Source organism: Pseudomonas arsenicoxydans (genome assembly GCF_900103875.1).
GTDB classification, from domain to species: domain Bacteria; phylum Pseudomonadota; class Gammaproteobacteria; order Pseudomonadales; family Pseudomonadaceae; genus Aquipseudomonas; species Aquipseudomonas arsenicoxydans.
The window spans coordinates 1,336,936-1,353,320 of record NZ_LT629705.1; the positions used below are offsets into that span (position 1 = coordinate 1,336,936).

Consider the following 16,385-nt stretch of genomic DNA (forward strand, 5'->3'; position numbering starts at 1 on the left):
ACAGGTTTAGCGTTAACCTTGTGGGAGCGGGCTTGCCCGCGATGCTTTTCAAAAGAGGAAAACACAATGCGTGTCTGGATCGATGCCGACGCCTGCCCACGGGCGGCCAAGGACCTGGTGGTGAAGTTTGCGCTCAAGCGCCAGTTCGAGGTGGTGCTGGTGGCGGGGCAGCCGCAGATCAAGCCGGGCCTGGCCCTGGTCAAGCTGATCGTGGTGCCGAGCGGCCCGGATGCAGCGGACGATTATCTGGTGGAGTATGCGGTGCCGGGTGAACTGGTGATTTGCAGCGACGTACCGCTGGCGGATCGACTGGTGAAGAAGGGTGTCGCAGCGCTGGACCCGCGAGGCAAGGAGTTCGATGCGCAAAACATGGGCGACCGCCTGGCGGTGCGCAACCTGTTCACCGATTTGCGTGAACAAGGTCAGATGAGTGGCGGGCCAGCGCCGTTTGGCGAACGGGAGAAGCAAGCGTTCGCCAATGCACTGGACCGGATCCTGACACGGCTCACACGCAAAGCCTGAGCCTGATCATTCCCACGCTCTGCGTGGGAATGATCAGCGATCAGTCGTCGTCTTCGTGGGTCAGTTCGAGGACGCGGTCGACCAGTTTGTTGATGCCCGACGCCGCTTCGCTGATCGATTGAGCCAGCATATAGGCCGGGGTGCTGACCAGTTTGCGTGCCTTGTCTTCAACAATGTCGGTCACCGCGCAGTCAGCGTGGGTCGCGCCCATCTTGTTCATGGCGGCGGCCGTATCGGCGTCATTGCCGATGGTGCAGGTCACGCCAGGCCCATAAATCTTCGCCGCCAGCGCTGGCGAGATGCAGATCAGGCCGACCGGTTTCCCCGCTTCGGCGAACGCTTCGGTCAAGGCCAGCACATCTGGTTGAACCGTGCAGCCAGCGCCTTCGATGGCGAAGTTCGACAGGTTCTTGGCCGCGCCGAAACCGCCGGGCACGATCAATGCGTCGAAGTCTTCGACGTTGGCCTCACGAATGTCCTTGATGTTGCCCCGGGCAATCCGCGCCGATTCGACCAACACGTTACGCGACTCGGGCATTTCGTCGCCGGTCAGGTGATTGATCACATGCAACTGCGCAATATTGGGTGCAAAGCACTGCACCTGGGCGCCACGCTGGTCCAGTCGCAGCAAGGTGATCACGCTTTCGTGGATCTCGGCGCCGTCATACACGCCACAACCGGAAAGGATCACTGCGATTTTTTTGCTCATGGGTTTTTCTCCAGATTCATGGCGTTAAATGTCCACTAATTTGTCACTCGTTGCCATAGGGTTAATTCACGGCTACACCTAGCATCTGTCCTCAAGATTCCGATCAGGGCGCGTCATGGACTTCATTCTGTATGCGGTGCCGTTCTTCTTTGTGTTGATTGCCGTCGAGCTGTTGGCCGATCGTTGGCGCGGGGTCAGCAATTATCGAGTCGCGGATGCGATCAACAGCATCAGCACCGGCGTGTTGTCGACCACTACCGGGCTACTGACCAAGGGTGTCGGTCTGGTCACCTACGCCTTCGCCCTTAAGCATCTGGCGCTGTTCGAACTCTCGGCCGACAGCGTCTGGGTCTGGGTGTTTGCCTTTGTCCTCTATGACTTCTGTTACTACTGGCTGCATCGCATGGGCCATGAGCGCAACATCCTGTGGGCCGCGCATTCGGTGCATCACCAGAGCGAGGACTACAACCTCTCCACAGCCTTGCGCCAGACCAGTACCGGTTTCCTGTTGAGCTGGATTTTCTACTTGCCGATGGCGGTGGTCGGGGTGCCGCTGCTGGTGTTTATCAGCGTTGCGGCGTTGAACCTGCTGTATCAGTTCTGGGTGCATACGCGGCATATTCCCAAGCTTGGCTGGTTCGAGTGGTTCTTCGTGACGCCGTCCAATCATCGGGCCCACCACGCACAGAACGCTCTCTACATGGATCGCAACTACGGCGGGGTGTTCATTATTTGGGACCGTCTATTTGGCTCGTTCCAGGAAGAAGACGACAACGAGCCGGTGATTTTCGGCGTGACCACGCCCTTGGCGAGCTGGAATCCGTTGTGGGCCAACGTGCAGTTCTACGCGCAGCTTTGGGACGATGCGCGGCGGGCTGAAAGCAAATGGGACAAGGTGCGGATCTGGTTCATGCGCACCGGTTGGCGGCCGGCGGATGTGGCGGCCAGGTACCCGATGAGCAAGCCGGACTTGAGCCAGTTCCGTAAATTCGAGGTGCCACTGGACGGGCGCCAGCAGCTGTACGTGGCGGTGCAGTTCTGTGTCTACATCGCGCTCGGCAGCTACTTGATGAATTTGGAGTCGCGTTTGCCGACCGCAGCGCTGGTGCTCGGCTGGAGTGCCGTGGCGCTGGGTCTGTTTACGTTGGGCATGGCCCTGGAGAATCGCCCGCAGGCGCTGAAGCTGGAACTGCTGAGGTTGGCGTCGAACGTGCCGTTTGTGTGGCTGGCGCCGCTGGTCGGGCTGTGGCCGGCCAGTGCGGTGGGCTGGGTCGGCTTGCTCAGTTACAGCCTCCTCAGCGGGATCGGTCTCTACTGTTGCAGAAACCGCTTCACTCGACTGGCGTCTTAGTCTCGGCAGCCTTGGCCAGTTCAGCCTGCTCGTCGGCGTAGATCTTCTTCGCCAGACGGGCATTCTTGAAGCGTCGGCGCAGCCACAGGCACAGACCCAGCAGGAGCAGGGCGCCGAGCACCCACAGCTCGTACTTCTTGACGCTGCCCAGCATGCCCTCAAGCACGGCACCGAAGTGATAGGCCGCAGCAGCCAGCGCGGCGGCCCAGACCGCAGCGCCAATCCCGTTGAGCAGCAAATAACGTCCTGGCGGATAACCCGACAGGCCGATTGCCACCGGCATCACCGTGCGCAGGCCATAGACGAAGCGGAAGCTCAGCACCCAGATGTCCGGGTGTTTGCGAATGTGTTCCAGCGCCCGGTCACCCATCAATTGCCAGCGTGGTTTGCGCGCCAGTAATTTGCGGCCGTGTTTACGCCCGAGGAAATACCACAGCTGGTCGCCGGCATAACTGCCACAGAAAGCCACGATCGTTACGATCTGGATGTCCATGTATCCACGGAACGCGAGGAAGCCTGCGAGAACCAGAATGGTTTCGCCTTCGAAGAACGTACCGAGAAAAAGGGCGAAGTAGCCGAATTCCTGAAGAAATTGTTGGAGCATTGTCTGGATGCTGGCGAAATGAACGCGCAGCCTAACCCTTCGTGCACATTCATGAAAGTGTCCAAATGTGTCTCGACGTGAACATTTCCTACAAGGACAATGGAATGCGACTACCTGTCACAGGGGTGCACATAACTGTAATACGACGGTCATAATGGCCGCTTATAACTGTCACGCTCGCCCCCAGCGGGCTCAGGAGTCTGCCGTGAGCTTTACCCCCGCCAACCGTTTGTTTCCTGCAACCCGCCTGCGTCGCAACCGTCGTGATGATTTTTCGCGTCGATTGGTTCGTGAAAACGTGCTGACCGTCGATGACCTGATCCTGCCGGTATTTGTGCTGGACGGTGAAAACCGTCGCGAAGCGGTGGCGTCGATGCCGGGCGTCGAACGCCTGACCATTGATCTGTTGCTCGAAGAAGCGGCCAAGTGGGTCGAACTGGGGATTCCCGCGCTAGCCCTGTTCCCGGTGACGCCGCCGGAACTCAAGTCCCTGGACGCCGCTGAAGCCTGGAACCCCAACGGTATCGCCCAGCGCGCCACTCGCGCCTTGCGTGCGCAGTTCCCTGAGCTGGGTGTGATTACTGACGTCGCTCTGGATCCGTTCACCACTCACGGCCAGGACGGCATCCTCGATGAAGAAGGCTACGTGCAGAACGACATCACTGTCGACGCACTGGTCAAGCAGGCCCTGTCCCACGCCGAAGCCGGTGCTCAGGTGGTGGCCCCGTCGGACATGATGGACGGTCGCATCCAGGCGATTCGCGAAGCGCTGGAGCTGGCCGATCACGTCAACGTGCGGATCATGGCCTACTCGGCCAAGTACGCCAGCGCCTATTACGGCCCGTTCCGCGATGCGGTGGGTTCGGCGCTGAACCTGGGCAAGGCCAACAAGGCGTCTTATCAGATGGACCCGGCCAACAGCAATGAAGCCCTGCATGAAGTGGCAGCGGACTTGTCAGAAGGCGCGGACATGGTCATGGTCAAGCCTGGCATGCCGTACCTGGACATCCTTTACCGGGTCAAAGAAGAATTTAAAGTGCCGACCTTTGTTTATCAGGTCAGCGGTGAATACGCCATGCACATGGCGGCGATACAGAATGGCTGGTTGAGTGAAGGGGTTATCCTTGAATCCCTGACCGCTTTTAAACGAGCAGGGGCCGATGGCATCCTGACTTACTTTGCCGTGCGTGCCGCTCAATTGTTACGAGAGCAAAAATAGCCCTCACAGGAACATTCCATGAATACCGAAGGACTCACTGAAGTTGCCGTAAAAGACGCTCAACCCCTGGTGGAGCAAATCACCGAGACCCCGCCTGAGCTGGAGCCAGCTCCCGTCGCGGTGGTGGCCGATGCCGCAGCCGCGGCCGCGGCGCCGGCGATTGCCATTCCCGGTCTGGATGACAGCAGCCTGTATATCCACCGCGAGCTGTCGCAACTGCAGTTCAATATCCGCGTGCTGGAGCAGGCGCTGGACGAGTCCTACCCCTTGCTGGAGCGGCTGAAGTTCTTGCTGATCTTCTCCAGCAACCTGGACGAGTTCTTCGAAATTCGCGTGGCCGGCCTGAAGAAGCAGATCACTTTCGCCCGTGAACAGGCGGGCGCCGATGGCCTGCAACCGCATCAGGCGCTGGCCCGCATCAGCGAGCTGGTGCACGGTCACGTCGACCGCCAGTACGCGATCCTCAACGACATCCTGTTGCCGGAGCTGGAAAAACACCAGGTCCGCTTCATCCGTCGTCGTCACTGGAACACTAAGATCAAAACTTGGGTGCGCCGCTATTTCCGCGACGAGATCGCTCCAATCATCACCCCGATCGGCCTCGACCCGACGCACCCGTTCCCGTTGCTGGTGAACAAGAGCCTGAACTTCATCGTCGAGCTCGAAGGTATCGACGCCTTCGGTCGCGATTCCGGGTTGGCGATCATCCCGGCTCCGCGCCTGTTGCCGCGTATCATCAAGCTGCCGGAAGAAGTGGGCGGGGCTGGCGACAACTATGTGTTCCTGTCGTCAATGATCCACGCGCACGCCGATGACCTGTTCCAGGGCATGAAGGTCAAGGGCTGCTACCAGTTCCGCCTGACCCGAAACGCCGACCTCGCGGTCGACACCGAAGATGTCGAAGACCTGGCCCGCGCGCTGCGCGGTGAGTTGTTCTCCCGTCGCTACGGTGACGCGGTGCGCCTGGAAGTGGCCGACACGTGCCCGAAACACCTGTCCGACTACTTGCTCAAGCAGTTCAACCTGCACGAAACCGAGCTGTATCAGGTCAACGGTCCGGTCAACCTGACCCGGCTGTTCAGCATTACCGGCCTGGACAGTCAGCGCGCCCTGCAATACATGCCGTTCACGCCGCAGATCCCGAAACTGCTGCAAAACAGCGAGAACATTTTCAGCGTGATCAGCAAGCAGGACATTCTGCTGCTGCATCCGTTCGAGTCGTTTACCCCGGTGGTCGACCTGCTGCGTCAGGCTGCCAAGGACCCGCATGTGTTGGCGGTCCGTCAGACCCTTTACCGTTCCGGTGCCAACTCGGAAATCGTTGATGCGCTGGTGGATGCGGCGCGTAACGGCAAGGAAGTCACCGCGGTGATCGAGTTGCGCGCGCGGTTCGACGAAGAATCCAACCTGCAACTGGCCAGCCGTCTGCAAGCGGCCGGTGCGGTGGTGATTTATGGCGTGGTCGGCTTCAAGACTCACGCCAAGATGATGCTGATCCTGCGTCGCGAGGCCGGCGAAATCGTGCGCTACGCTCACTTGGGGACCGGCAACTACCACGCGGCCAACGCCCGCCTGTACACCGACTACAGCCTGCTGACGTCGGATGATGCCTTGTGCGAAGACGTCGGCAAACTGTTCAGCCAGCTGATCGGCATGGGCAAAACCCTGCGCATGAAGAAGCTGTTGCACGCGCCGTTCACGCTGAAGAAGGGCATGCTCGACATGATTGCCCGGGAAACCCAGTTCGCCCTCGATGGCAAGCCGGCGCACATCATCGCCAAGTTCAACTCGCTGACCGATCCGAAGATCATCCGCGCGCTGTACAAGGCCAGTCAGTCCGGGGTGCGTATCGATCTGGTGGTGCGCGGCATGTGCTGCCTGCGTCCGGGCATCGCCGGGGTCTCGCACAACATCCACGTGCGCTCGATCATCGGTCGTTTCCTGGAACACACCCGGGTCTTCTACTTCCTCAATGGCGGTGAAGAACAGATGTTCCTCTCCAGCGCCGACTGGATGGAGCGCAACCTCGACAAGCGCGTCGAGACTTGCTTCCCGGTTGAAGGCAAGAAACTGATCATGCGGGTCAAGAAGGAGCTGGAACTTTACCTGACCGACAACACCCACAGCTGGAGCTTGCAGGCGGACGGTCGTTACATCCGCAACACACCGACCGGCAACCAGAACCCGCGCAGTGCGCAGGCGACATTGCTGGAACGTCTGGGCAGCCCGATCCTGGCTGTGCGTTAACGCTGGCGTAGCATGCAAAAAAGGGCGATCCATGTGGATCGCCCTTTTTGTTTTTCACTGAGTAATCATGCCGAACCGTGGAGAGCAGAATCTTTAGCGGACGTTGAGTACAAAGCCCACGCGGGTCAGCCATTCCGCTTCCAGGGCGAAGTCGGCCTGGGTCAGTTGGTTTTCGTCCAGCCAGTTTTCCGGGAACAGCACATCGAGGTTCTCGCCGTTGGCTTGCAGCATCACCTGAGGCATTTCCTGGGTGCCGCGGATGTGGTGGAACAGGATCGCAAAGCGCAGCAGCACGCACAGGCGAATCAGCTTGATGCCGTCATCGCCGAACTCGGCAAATTTGTCCTTGGGAATATTGCGACGGTGGCCCCGTACCAGAAGCGCGAGCATCAACTGGTCTTCGCGGGAGAACCCGGCCAGGTCCGAGTGCTCGATCAAGTAGGCGCCATGCTTGTGGTACTGATAGTGGGCGATGTCCAGGCCCACTTCATGCACCTTGGCCGCCCAGCCCAGCAATTCACGCCAGACGCCGTCGTCCAGCTCCCAGTCTTCGGCGACCTGATCAAAGGCATGCAGCGCTTTGCGCTCGACCCGTGCCGCTTGTTCCAGATCGACGTGATAACGCTCCATCAAGGAGCTGAGCGTGCGCTCACGGACGTCTTCGTGATGATGACGTCCCAACAGGTCGTAGAGCACGCCTTCGCGCAGGGCGCCTTCACAGTGGTCCATGCGTTGCAGCTCTAGGGCGTCGAAGATCGCTTCGAGAATCGCCAGGCCGGCGGGGAAGATCGCCCGACGGTCGGGCTTGATGCCTTCAAAGTCGATCTTCTCGACGTCGCCGAGTTTGAACAGTTTGCGCTTGAGCCAGGCCAGGCCTTCGGCATTGACCTCGCCGGCACCGTGGCCGCCGGCCTTCAGCGCCAGGCCAATGGCGCGAATGGTGCCCGAGGAGCCGATGGCTTCATCCCAGGTCAGGCGGTGCAGGGCGTGTTCGATGCTCATGATCTCCAGCCGCGCCGCGGTGTACGCCTGGGCGTAACGGGCCGGGGTGATCTTGCCGTCCTTGAAATAACGCTGGGTATAACTGACGCAGCCCATTTGCAGGCTTTCGCGCAGCAGCGGTTCGAAGCGCTGGCCGATGATGAACTCGGTACTGCCACCGCCGATGTCGGCGACCAGGCGTTTGCCCGGGGTGTCGGCAAGGGTGTGGGACACGCCGAGGTAGATCAGGCGCGCTTCTTCACGGCCGGAGATGACTTCCACCGGGTGGCCGAGGATTTCTTCGGCGCGGCGGATGAATTCGTTACGGTTACGGGCTTCACGCAGGGCGTTGGTGCCGACGATCCGCACGGCGCCAGGAGGCATACCGTTGATCAGTTGGGCAAAACGCTTGAGGCAATCGAGCCCGCGTTGCATGGATTCTTCGCTGAGCTGACGCTCTTCGTCGATGCCGGCGGCCAGCTGAACCTTCTCCCCGAGACGTTCGAGAATACGGATTTCGCCGTTCTGGGCCTTGGCCACGACCATGTGAAAGCTGTTGGAGCCCAGGTCGATCGCGGCGATCAGGGACAGATTCTTGGCTTGGGATTGCGGCATGATCAGGGGGTCTCGGTCGATTACCTCGACATCGTGCCACGATCAAACGCTGGCGCCAACGCGTAGCGTTCAATGCCTTGATCCAGCGCAGTCATACCGGTGACCGCGGCGTGGTCAATCGCGGGCAAGCCCGCTCCCACAGGGTTCAATGTGCGCCTCGATGTGGAGAACGACGAACATCCGTGTGGGAGCGGGCTTGCCCGCGATGGCGCCCTTCAGACCGCCGCTTCCACGGTGCCAATGAAATTCGCCAGCTCCGCCGTCTGCGGATTGGCGAACAACACCTTCGGATCCCCCACCTCATGCACCTTGCCCTGATGCATGAACACCAACTTATCCCCAACCTCCCGGGCAAACCGCATCTCATGGGTGACCATAATCAAAGTCATCCCCTCCCTGGCCAGTTGGCGAACCACGCTGAGCACCTCGTTGACCAGTTCCGGGTCCAGCGCCGAGGTGATCTCGTCGCACAGCAACACTTTTGGTGACATCGCCAGGGCCCGGGCAATCGCCACCCGCTGCTGCTGTCCACCTGACAGCCGATCCGGGAAAGCGTCAAATTTCTCCCCCAGCCCGACTCGCTCAAGCATCTCCCGCGCCAACACGGCCGCTTTGGCTTTAGGCACTTTCTGCACCACTTGCGGCGCGAGCATGACGTTCTCGCCCACGGTCAGGTGCGGGAACAGGTTGAACTGCTGAAACACCATCCCGACTTTCTGCCGCAAGCTGCGCAGGTCGGCACGAGCCGCATCCAGGTATTCGCCGTCGACTTCAATCACGCCATCGTTGATCGATTCCAGGCCATTGAGCGTGCGCAGCAACGTCGATTTGCCCGAGCCGCTGCGGCCGATGATCGCCACGACCTGGCCTTCCTCGACACTCAGGTCGATGCCTTTGAGCACATGGTGGTCGCCGTAATATTTATGCAGGGCGGAAATTCTAAGCAGAGGCATGCAGTCTCCTTTCCAGGTAGCGCGCACTGAGGGACAAGGGAAAACAGAGCAGGAAGTAACCGAGGGCCACGAGGCCGTAGACCATGAACGGTTCGAAGGTCGCGTTGGCGAGCATGCCGCCGGTCTTGGTCAGTTCGGTGAAGCCGATGATCGAGGTCACGGCGGTGCCTTTGACCACTTGCACCGAGAAGCCCACTGTCGGCGCCACGGCGATGCGCAGGGCTTGCGGCAGGATCACGTAGCGCAATTGCTCCAGCGGGTTGAGCGCCAGGCTCGACGAGGCTTCCCACTGGCCGTTGGGAATCGACTCGACGCAGCCGCGCCAGATCTCCGCCAGGTAAGCGCTGGTGAACAGCGTCAGGGCCAGCGCCGCCGCCATCCACGGCGAAATCTCCACGCCGGCCAGGGCCACACCGAAAAACACCAGAAACAGCTGCATCAACAGCGGCGTGCCCTGGAACAGTTCGATGTAGCTACGTGCGACGTTGCGTGGCAGGGACTTTTTCGAAATGCGCATGACCATGATCAGCAAACCGATCAAGCCGCCGCCAATAAACGCCACCAGCGACAGCGCCAGCGTCCATTGCAGGCCGGTGAGCAGGTTGCGCACGACGTCCCAGAAGGTGAAATCGCTCATTGGCTGCTCCTTGCGATGTAGCGCCGGCCGATCCAGTTCAGCAGTTGGCGGATCAGCAATGCCATGCACAGATAAAGCAGCGTGGTCAGGGCATAGGTTTCAAAGGCGCGGAAGTTGCGCGATTGAATAAAGTTGGCGGCAAAGCTCAGCTCTTCGGTGGCGATCTGCGAACAGACGGCCGAGCCGAGCATGACGATGATGATCTGGCTGCTCAGCGCCGGCCAGACCTTGCCCAACGCTGGCAGCAAGATCACGTGGCGAAAGGCTTCGAAGCGGGTCATGGCCAGCGCGGCAGCGGCTTCGAGCTGTCCACGGGGAATCGCCTGAATGCCGGCGCGAATGATCTCGGTCGAGTAAGCCCCCAGGTTGATCACCATCGCCAGCACTGCCGCCTGCCACTCTGAAATCTGCAGGCCCAGCGATGGCAAGCCGAAGAAGATGAAAAACAACTGCACCAGAAACGGCGTGTTGCGGATCAACTCGACGTAAACCCCGAAAATCACCGAGAACGGGCGAATGTTCCACGCCCGCACCAGCGCTCCGACTATGCCCAGCCCTACGCCCAGCACCGCGCCGATGGCCGTCAACTCAAGGGTGAACAGCGCACCGCGCAGCAGCAGGTCGGTGTTTTGCACCACCGGTATGAAGTCGAACTGATAGGCCATATCAAATCTCCCGAGCGATGATCAGAGATCGGCCGGCAGCGGCTCTTTGAGCCAGGCCTGAGAGTTTTTCTCCAGTGCGCCATCGGACTTGGCGGTCGCTAGGATCTGGTTGACCTTACCCAGCAGCGCCGGCTCGTTCTTGTTCACGCCGACATAGACTGGCGAATCCTTGAGCTTCACTTTCAATGCGGGTACGCGCTTTGGACTTTTTTCGCTGATCGCGACCATCACCACGTTGCCGCTGGCGATCAGGTTGACTTGCCCTGCGAGGTAGGCGGCGATGGTCGAGTTGTTGTCTTCAAAGCGCTTGATGGTCACGCCTTCGGGGGCGACTTTGGTCAGCTCGATGTCTTCGATGGCGCCACGGGTGACGCTGATGGTCTTGCCCTTGAGGTCGTCGAGGCTTTTGATGTCGGCGTCTGGCGGGCCGAATACGGCGAGGTAGAACGGTGCGTAGGCACTGGAGAAGTCGATGACTTTCTCGCGCTCGGGGTTTTTGCCGAGGCTCGAAATCACCAGGTCGACCTTGCCAGTGGTCAGGAACGGGATGCGGTTGGTGCTGTTGACCGGGGTCAGTTCGAGTTTGACCTTGAGTTGGTCAGCCAGCAGCTTGGCGGTGTCGATATCGAGGCCGCGCGGTTTCATGTCGGGACCGACCGAGCCGAACGGCGGGAAGTCCTGAGGCACGGCCACTTTGAGGACGCCGCGTTTGACTACGTCCTCCAATCCGTCGGCATGGGCGGGCACCTGGCTCAGCATCAGGCTGGCAAACAGGGAAGCGAGGAGGGCGCTGTAACGCAGGGTCATGGCAAATCTCCGGATCGGCGAGAAGTAATTTCTGCGGATCGACAGAGCACGGGCCATGCCAAGAATCGGTTTTGAGGGCTGCAGGCCACGGTTTTGCTGGACTGCTTCGGTCTTACTGGTCTGAACAGTTGCGCCCGGATTCGCACCCCTATGGCGCATCGGCCTAAACCTTCGAACCCCCATGGGGCACGACTTGCCGGGCGCCGCGAATAGCTTTAAAACTAGCGGCACATTCGCCTGGTTCGTTTGAAAAACCATGAACTCGATCTCCCGAGCCGTACCCGAAGTGGCGCTGCAAGCCATCCGCAAACTCATCACCGAACAAGGTTTCGCGCCGGGCGATGCCTTGCCCTCGCAACGGGACCTGGCGGTGCAATTGGGGGTCAGCCGGGCGTCATTGCGAGAGGCACTGTCGTCGTTGAGTGCACTGGGGGTGATCAGCATCCAGCCCGGTAAAGGCGTGTTCGTGCAGTCGCCGGTGGACCTGTCGCGGTCAGAGGCCGCTTTGAGCTGGCCGTTCGCGGCCCAGGCCTCGCCACTGGATATCTTCCAGTTGCGCTATGCCCTGGAGGGTTTCGCCGCCGGTTTGGCTGCTGGGACGTTGAGTACCCATGAGCTTGATGCGCTGGAAGACAACGTCGCAGCCATGCGCAACGAACTAAAGGCCGGCGATTTCGAGGCGGCAGCTCGACTGGACTTCGAATTCCACCGGCGAATCCTGCTCGCCAGCGGCAATCAGGCGATGCTGAGCATCCTGACGGCCAGCGCCGAGATCTTTCTGGAGAGCCAGAAGCTACCGTTCATCCGGGCCGAAAGGGCCCTGGAAACCTGGCAGGAACACCGCAAAATCCTTCGTGCGCTGGCTCGGCGCTCGTCCTCGGCGGCACAGAAGGCCATGCATGAGCATGTGCGCAACGCGGCACTTCGCACAGGAATTGCCTTCGTCGCTCCCGCCACCTCCTGACTTGAGCTATACCCAAACTCATGCGCCACCATAGCGAGACTCAATCATCTGCACCTTCCTGAACGAGGGAAGGGCGGCTATGATGGGCCACGTTTTTTTGCTTACAACCTGGAGACTTCCATGAGCAGCGATCTTATCAAACACGTTAGCGACGCTAGCTTCGAGGCCGACGTACTCAAGGCCGAAGGCGCTGTACTGGTCGACTACTGGGCTGAATGGTGCGGCCCTTGCAAAATGATCGCTCCTGTTCTGGACGAAATTGCTGAAACCTACAAAGGCAAGCTGACCGTTGCCAAGCTGAACATCGACGAAAACCAGGAAACCCCGGCCAAGCATGGCGTGCGTGGCATCCCGACCCTGATGCTGTTCAAGAACGGCAACGTTGAAGCGACCAAGGTCGGCGCACTGTCGAAGTCGCAACTGGCTGCTTTCCTCGACGCCAACATCTAAGCGTCGTTGTAAAGTGTCCGAAAAAAAGGCCCCGCACATTGCGGGGCCTTTTCGTTATTCAGGGCTAGACGCTCCGAAACTCAGGTGGTACATTCGGCCCCGCACTGGTTTCTCCATTGCCCCCTGCTAGCCGTCGCCGACGCACTCCTTTTCGAATAAGTACGCGATCCTGTCGCCTTCTCTGCGGCGCGGCCTCATTAAGCCAAAAGCTTAATTTCCCCCCCTCCATAAATGATTACGTCATTCCTATATGAATCTGACTGAACTCAAGCAAAAGCCGATTACCGAACTGCTCGAATTGGCCGAACAGATGGGCATAGAAAATATGGCCCGTTCGCGCAAGCAGGACGTGATTTTCTCCCTGCTCAAAAAGCACGCGAAAAGCGGCGAGGAAATCTCCGGTGATGGCGTGCTGGAGATTCTCCAGGACGGCTTCGGCTTCCTGCGCTCCGCTGACGCTTCCTATCTCGCCGGCCCAGACGATATTTACGTCTCGCCGAGCCAGATCCGCCGTTTCAACTTGCGCACCGGTGACACCATCGTTGGCAAGATCCGCCCTCCAAAGGAAGGCGAGCGTTATTTCGCACTGCTCAAGGTCGACACGATCAACTACGATCGTCCCGAGAACGCGAAAAACAAGATTCTCTTCGAGAACCTGACCCCGCTGTTCCCGACCGTGCGCATGAAGATGGAAGCCGGCAACGGTTCCACCGAAGACTTGACCGGTCGTGTCATCGACCTGTGCGCCCCGATCGGCAAAGGCCAGCGCGGTCTGATCGTTGCACCGCCAAAAGCGGGCAAGACGATCATGCTGCAGAACATCGCGGCGAACATCGCACGTAACAACCCTGAAGTTCATCTGATCGTATTGCTGATCGATGAGCGTCCGGAAGAAGTAACCGAAATGCAGCGCACCGTGCGCGGCGAAGTGGTTGCCTCGACGTTCGACGAACCGCCAACCCGCCACGTGCAGGTTGCCGAAATGGTGATCGAGAAGGCCAAGCGCCTGGTCGAACACAAGAAAGACGTGGTGATCCTGCTCGACTCCATCACCCGTCTGGCCCGCGCCTACAACACCGTGATCCCGAGCTCCGGCAAAGTGCTCACCGGTGGTGTCGATGCTCACGCCCTGGAGAAACCGAAACGTTTCTTCGGCGCTGCGCGCAACATCGAAGAAGGCGGCTCGCTGACCATCATCGCTACCGCGCTGGTTGAAACCGGCTCGAAGATGGATGAAGTGATCTACGAAGAATTCAAAGGCACCGGCAACATGGAACTGCCTCTGGATCGTCGTATCGCTGAGAAGCGCGTCTTCCCGGCCATCAACATCAACCGTTCCGGCACCCGCCGCGAAGAGTTGCTGACCGCCGACGACGAGTTGCAGCGTATGTGGATCCTGCGCAAGCTGCTGCACCCGATGGACGAAATCGCTGCCATCGAGTTCCTGGTCGACAAGCTGAAAACGACCAAGACCAACGACGAGTTCTTCTTGTCGATGAAGCGCAAGTAAGGCTGTTTTTCAGCCGCCAAAAATGGCGCCCTTCGGGGCGCCATTTTTTTTGCCTGAAAAAAATGGGAGGTTTGCGATTGGTTTCGGTCAGTTAACGGAGTGAAAAATCAATTCTCCAAATCATCTGACTGGCCTTACTGTTTATGAGCACTCTTGCTTATCGAAGAGATATCGACGGCTTGCGGGCAATCGCCGTCATTGCGGTGGTGTTGTTCCATTTCGGTGTTCCCGGGTTTACCGGCGGTTTCGTCGGTGTGGATATCTTCTTCGTTATTTCCGGTTACCTGATCACGTCGATCATCTGGAACCAGCGCCAAGCCGCGCGCTTCAGCTTTGTCGATTTCTGGGCTCGTCGGGCTCGACGCATCTTGCCTGCGCTGTTCGTGATGATCCTTGCTGTGCTGGTGGTGGGCTGGTTTCTGCTGGCGCCTAAGGATTACGAAGAGCTGGGACGCTCTGTGCGTTACCAGGTGATGTTCGTTTCCAACATCCTGTTCATGCGCCAGGACGGCTATTTCGACGTTGCGTCCGATCTGAAACCGTTGCTGCACACTTGGTCGCTGGCGGTTGAGGAACAGTTTTATATCGTCTTCCCACTGCTGCTGACACTGCTGTCGAGTCGCCTCAAACATTGGCGTCTCGCGCTGTTCGCAGTGTTGCTGGTGTCGTTCGGGTTGAGTGTCTGGGCGGTTGAGCATCACCCCGAAAAAGCCTTTTTCCTGTTGCCGATGCGCGCTTGGGAGTTGTTGGCCGGCGCCATGCTGGCCGTGGCACCCAGAAGCAAGTGGCGCCTGACAACCACTGGCGCTCAACTGATCAGCCTGGCCGGGTTCGGACTGATTCTGCTGGCGGTGTTCTGCTACGACAAAAGCACGCCATTCCCCGGTGCGGCGGCGTTATTGCCAACCTTGGGCGTGGTCGTGCTGATCTGGTCCAACGGCCATCGCCAGACCCTGATCGGCGGGCTGCTGGCCAGTCGTGTGTTGGTCGGCCTTGGGCTGATTTCCTATTCCTGGTACCTGTGGCACTGGCCGGTGTTTGTGTTTTCCAGTTATGCCAGCGTCGACGAACCGGGCGCGTTCGATATCGCTGGCTTGATCCTGCTCAGCCTCGCGCTGGGTTATTTATCGTGGCGTTTCGTCGAGACACCGTTCCGTGAACGGCGGCTGTTGGCCGGGCGTCGGCAGATTTTGCTGGCGGCAGGTTGCGGCGTGCTGGTGCTGGGGCTGGCCGGTCAAGCGTTGCGCTGGACCGACGGCTTGCCTTCGCGCCTGTCTGATCAGGCGTTGCAATACGCCAAAGGCAAGGAGTGGCGGCCGGAGTTGATGCGCTGCCTGGCCGACGACAAAACGCCTGACGACAAGCTTTTCTGTCATTACGGGGCGCCAGCGTCGACGGCTACAAAGGCACTGGTTTGGGGTGACAGTCATGCCACAGCGCTGATTCCTGTGTTCGACGATGGCGCGCAAGAGCATGGTGTCAGCGTGATTCTCGCCAGTTCTCCCGGCTGCATTCCGGTTGAAGGTCTGGAACACGATGCGCGATGTGCCCGGTTCAATCGCCGGATCGAGCAGGCCATGAACGCGCAATCGGTGGGTGATGTGGTGCTGGTGGCGCGCTGGAGTCTGTATTTGTATGGCGATGTGAAAGGGGATCTCGGGTACGCCTTGAGGGATCCCCATGGTCATTATGACCGAGCCATCGCTGAGCAACGACTGGCCGAAGGTTTACAGGCGACGGTCCGGCAGCTGCGCAGTCGCGGCCATCGCGTCTGGCTGGTCAAGGAAGTGCCGCTGCAAACGTTCAGCCCGCCTTACCGTCTTACCCGGCTCGCCATCTTGCATCGCCCGACCGATGATGTGGGGTTGGCGGTGGCCGAGCACTTCAAGCGTCAAGCATTCATCAGCCAGCTATTCGCGAAAATCGCAGCTGATCATCCGGGCGTGGCCGTAGTGGACCCTGCGCCGGCGCTGTGTGATGACGCAGGACTTTGCCGCGTCGAGCTCGATGGTCATTCGCTTTATACCGATGACAATCACCTGTCCGAGGTCGGTGCGCGCTTCATCGCGCCGGTGCTTGAGCCATTCTTCAAGCGCTTGCAAACCCTGGCATCGCTGCGCAACGGCAATGTGAATGCGGCCAAGTAAGCAG

At 59.6% G+C, this 16,385-nt stretch carries 15 protein-coding genes; 8 read left to right on the forward strand and 7 right to left on the reverse strand.

Features of this window, described 5'->3' with window-relative positions; genetic code table 11:
• The first annotated feature begins 66 nt into the window (after positions 1–66).
• A complete protein-coding gene (locus tag BLQ41_RS06000) occupies positions 67–522 on the forward strand; it encodes a YaiI/YqxD family protein (RefSeq protein WP_090178218.1) in 456 nt (151 codons plus the stop codon).
• Positions 523–562: 40 nt separating this feature from the next.
• On the opposite strand, the gene elbB is transcribed toward BLQ41_RS06000, so the two are convergent.
• Positions 563–1,231 (reverse strand): isoprenoid biosynthesis glyoxalase ElbB, encoded by a 669-nt coding sequence (gene elbB / locus BLQ41_RS06005; RefSeq protein WP_090178221.1) that lies wholly within the window; start codon positions 1,229–1,231, stop codon positions 563–565.
• A 115-nt stretch (positions 1,232–1,346) separates the two neighbouring features.
• On the opposite strand from elbB, the gene BLQ41_RS06010 reads away from it, so the two are divergent.
• Positions 1,347–2,582 (forward strand): sterol desaturase family protein, encoded by a 1,236-nt coding sequence (locus tag BLQ41_RS06010; protein ID WP_090178223.1) that lies wholly within the window; start codon positions 1,347–1,349, stop codon positions 2,580–2,582.
• Here BLQ41_RS06010 and BLQ41_RS06015 read toward each other — a convergent pair.
• Positions 2,563–3,186 (reverse strand): DedA family protein, encoded by a 624-nt coding sequence (locus BLQ41_RS06015; RefSeq protein WP_090178226.1) that lies wholly within the window; start codon positions 3,184–3,186, stop codon positions 2,563–2,565. The two genes, BLQ41_RS06010 and BLQ41_RS06015, sit on opposite strands and share 20 nt — an antisense overlap.
• Before the next feature lie 205 nt (positions 3,187–3,391).
• On the opposite strand from BLQ41_RS06015, the gene hemB reads away from it, so the two are divergent.
• Both hemB and ppk1 read left to right on the forward strand, forming a co-directional pair.
• The gene (gene hemB, locus BLQ41_RS06020) at positions 3,392–4,405 is read left to right on the forward strand and encodes a porphobilinogen synthase (RefSeq protein WP_008150323.1); all 1,014 of its coding nucleotides are present in this window, start codon (positions 3,392–3,394) and stop codon (positions 4,403–4,405) included.
• Between the two features lie 18 nt (positions 4,406–4,423).
• Positions 4,424–6,652, forward strand: a complete 2,229-nt coding sequence (gene ppk1 / locus BLQ41_RS06025) for a polyphosphate kinase 1 (RefSeq protein ID WP_090178228.1) — start codon at positions 4,424–4,426, stop codon at positions 6,650–6,652.
• A gap of 93 nt (positions 6,653–6,745) precedes the next feature.
• Here the strand turns inward: ppk1 and ppx are convergent, their stop codons facing one another.
• The 5 genes from ppx to BLQ41_RS06050 all read right to left on the reverse strand — a co-directional run bounded on the left by ppx (position 6,746) and on the right by BLQ41_RS06050 (position 11,310).
• Positions 6,746–8,248, reverse strand: a complete 1,503-nt coding sequence (ppx, locus tag BLQ41_RS06030; RefSeq protein ID WP_090178231.1) for an exopolyphosphatase — start codon at positions 8,246–8,248, stop codon at positions 6,746–6,748.
• 215 nt (positions 8,249–8,463) lie between these two features.
• Positions 8,464–9,201, reverse strand: a complete 738-nt coding sequence (locus tag BLQ41_RS06035) for an amino acid ABC transporter ATP-binding protein (RefSeq protein WP_090178234.1) — start codon at positions 9,199–9,201, stop codon at positions 8,464–8,466.
• A complete protein-coding gene (locus BLQ41_RS06040) occupies positions 9,188–9,838 on the reverse strand; it encodes an amino acid ABC transporter permease (RefSeq protein WP_090178237.1) in 651 nt (216 codons plus the stop codon). The genes BLQ41_RS06035 and BLQ41_RS06040 overlap by 14 nt, the downstream gene beginning before the upstream one ends.
• Positions 9,835–10,503 (reverse strand): amino acid ABC transporter permease, encoded by a 669-nt coding sequence (locus BLQ41_RS06045; protein WP_090178239.1) that lies wholly within the window; start codon positions 10,501–10,503, stop codon positions 9,835–9,837. Before BLQ41_RS06045 ends, BLQ41_RS06040 begins: the two co-directional genes overlap by 4 nt.
• Before the next feature lie 21 nt (positions 10,504–10,524).
• Positions 10,525–11,310, reverse strand: a complete 786-nt coding sequence (locus tag BLQ41_RS06050) for a transporter substrate-binding domain-containing protein (RefSeq protein WP_090178242.1) — start codon at positions 11,308–11,310, stop codon at positions 10,525–10,527.
• A gap of 256 nt (positions 11,311–11,566) precedes the next feature.
• Here BLQ41_RS06050 and BLQ41_RS06055 point away from each other — a divergent pair, with 256 nt between their 5' ends.
• The 4 genes from BLQ41_RS06055 to BLQ41_RS06070 all read left to right on the forward strand — a co-directional run bounded on the left by BLQ41_RS06055 (position 11,567) and on the right by BLQ41_RS06070 (position 16,381).
• On the forward strand, positions 11,567–12,274 hold the full coding sequence (locus BLQ41_RS06055) for a FadR/GntR family transcriptional regulator (protein WP_090178245.1): 708 nt from the start codon (positions 11,567–11,569) through the stop codon (positions 12,272–12,274).
• 120 nt (positions 12,275–12,394) lie between these two features.
• Positions 12,395–12,724, forward strand: coding sequence for a thioredoxin TrxA (gene trxA, locus BLQ41_RS06060; RefSeq protein WP_003206727.1), 330 nt, complete (start codon positions 12,395–12,397; stop codon positions 12,722–12,724).
• Positions 12,725–12,974: 250 nt separating this feature from the next.
• Entirely contained in the window at positions 12,975–14,234 is a 1,260-nt protein-coding gene (gene rho / locus BLQ41_RS06065) for a transcription termination factor Rho (protein ID WP_007942421.1), read from the forward strand.
• A 143-nt stretch (positions 14,235–14,377) separates the two neighbouring features.
• Entirely contained in the window at positions 14,378–16,381 is a 2,004-nt protein-coding gene (locus BLQ41_RS06070) for an acyltransferase family protein (protein WP_090178248.1), read from the forward strand.
• Positions 16,382–16,385 lie beyond the last annotated feature (4 nt).

What these genes read in the sequence shown, in the direction of transcription:
- BLQ41_RS06000 (WP_090178218.1), top strand. Translation starts at nt 67, where the DNA reads ATGCGTGTCTGGATCGATGCCGACGCCTGCCCACGGGCGGCCAAGGAC.
- elbB (WP_090178221.1), bottom strand. Translation starts at nt 1,231, where the DNA reads ATGAGCAAAAAAATCGCAGTGATCCTTTCCGGTTGTGGCGTGTATGAC.
- BLQ41_RS06010 (WP_090178223.1), top strand. Translation starts at nt 1,347, where the DNA reads ATGGACTTCATTCTGTATGCGGTGCCGTTCTTCTTTGTGTTGATTGCC.
- BLQ41_RS06015 (WP_090178226.1), bottom strand. Translation starts at nt 3,186, where the DNA reads ATGCTCCAACAATTTCTTCAGGAATTCGGCTACTTCGCCCTTTTTCTC.
- ppk1 (WP_090178228.1), top strand. Translation starts at nt 4,424, where the DNA reads ATGAATACCGAAGGACTCACTGAAGTTGCCGTAAAAGACGCTCAACCC.
- ppx (WP_090178231.1), bottom strand. Translation starts at nt 8,248, where the DNA reads ATGCCGCAATCCCAAGCCAAGAATCTGTCCCTGATCGCCGCGATCGAC.
- BLQ41_RS06035 (WP_090178234.1), bottom strand. Translation starts at nt 9,201, where the DNA reads ATGCCTCTGCTTAGAATTTCCGCCCTGCATAAATATTACGGCGACCAC.
- BLQ41_RS06040 (WP_090178237.1), bottom strand. Translation starts at nt 9,838, where the DNA reads ATGAGCGATTTCACCTTCTGGGACGTCGTGCGCAACCTGCTCACCGGC.
- BLQ41_RS06045 (WP_090178239.1), bottom strand. Translation starts at nt 10,503, where the DNA reads ATGGCCTATCAGTTCGACTTCATACCGGTGGTGCAAAACACCGACCTG.
- BLQ41_RS06050 (WP_090178242.1), bottom strand. Translation starts at nt 11,310, where the DNA reads ATGACCCTGCGTTACAGCGCCCTCCTCGCTTCCCTGTTTGCCAGCCTG.
- BLQ41_RS06055 (WP_090178245.1), top strand. Translation starts at nt 11,567, where the DNA reads ATGAACTCGATCTCCCGAGCCGTACCCGAAGTGGCGCTGCAAGCCATC.
- trxA (WP_003206727.1), top strand. Translation starts at nt 12,395, where the DNA reads ATGAGCAGCGATCTTATCAAACACGTTAGCGACGCTAGCTTCGAGGCC.
- rho (WP_007942421.1), top strand. Translation starts at nt 12,975, where the DNA reads ATGAATCTGACTGAACTCAAGCAAAAGCCGATTACCGAACTGCTCGAA.
- BLQ41_RS06070 (WP_090178248.1), top strand. Translation starts at nt 14,378, where the DNA reads ATGAGCACTCTTGCTTATCGAAGAGATATCGACGGCTTGCGGGCAATC.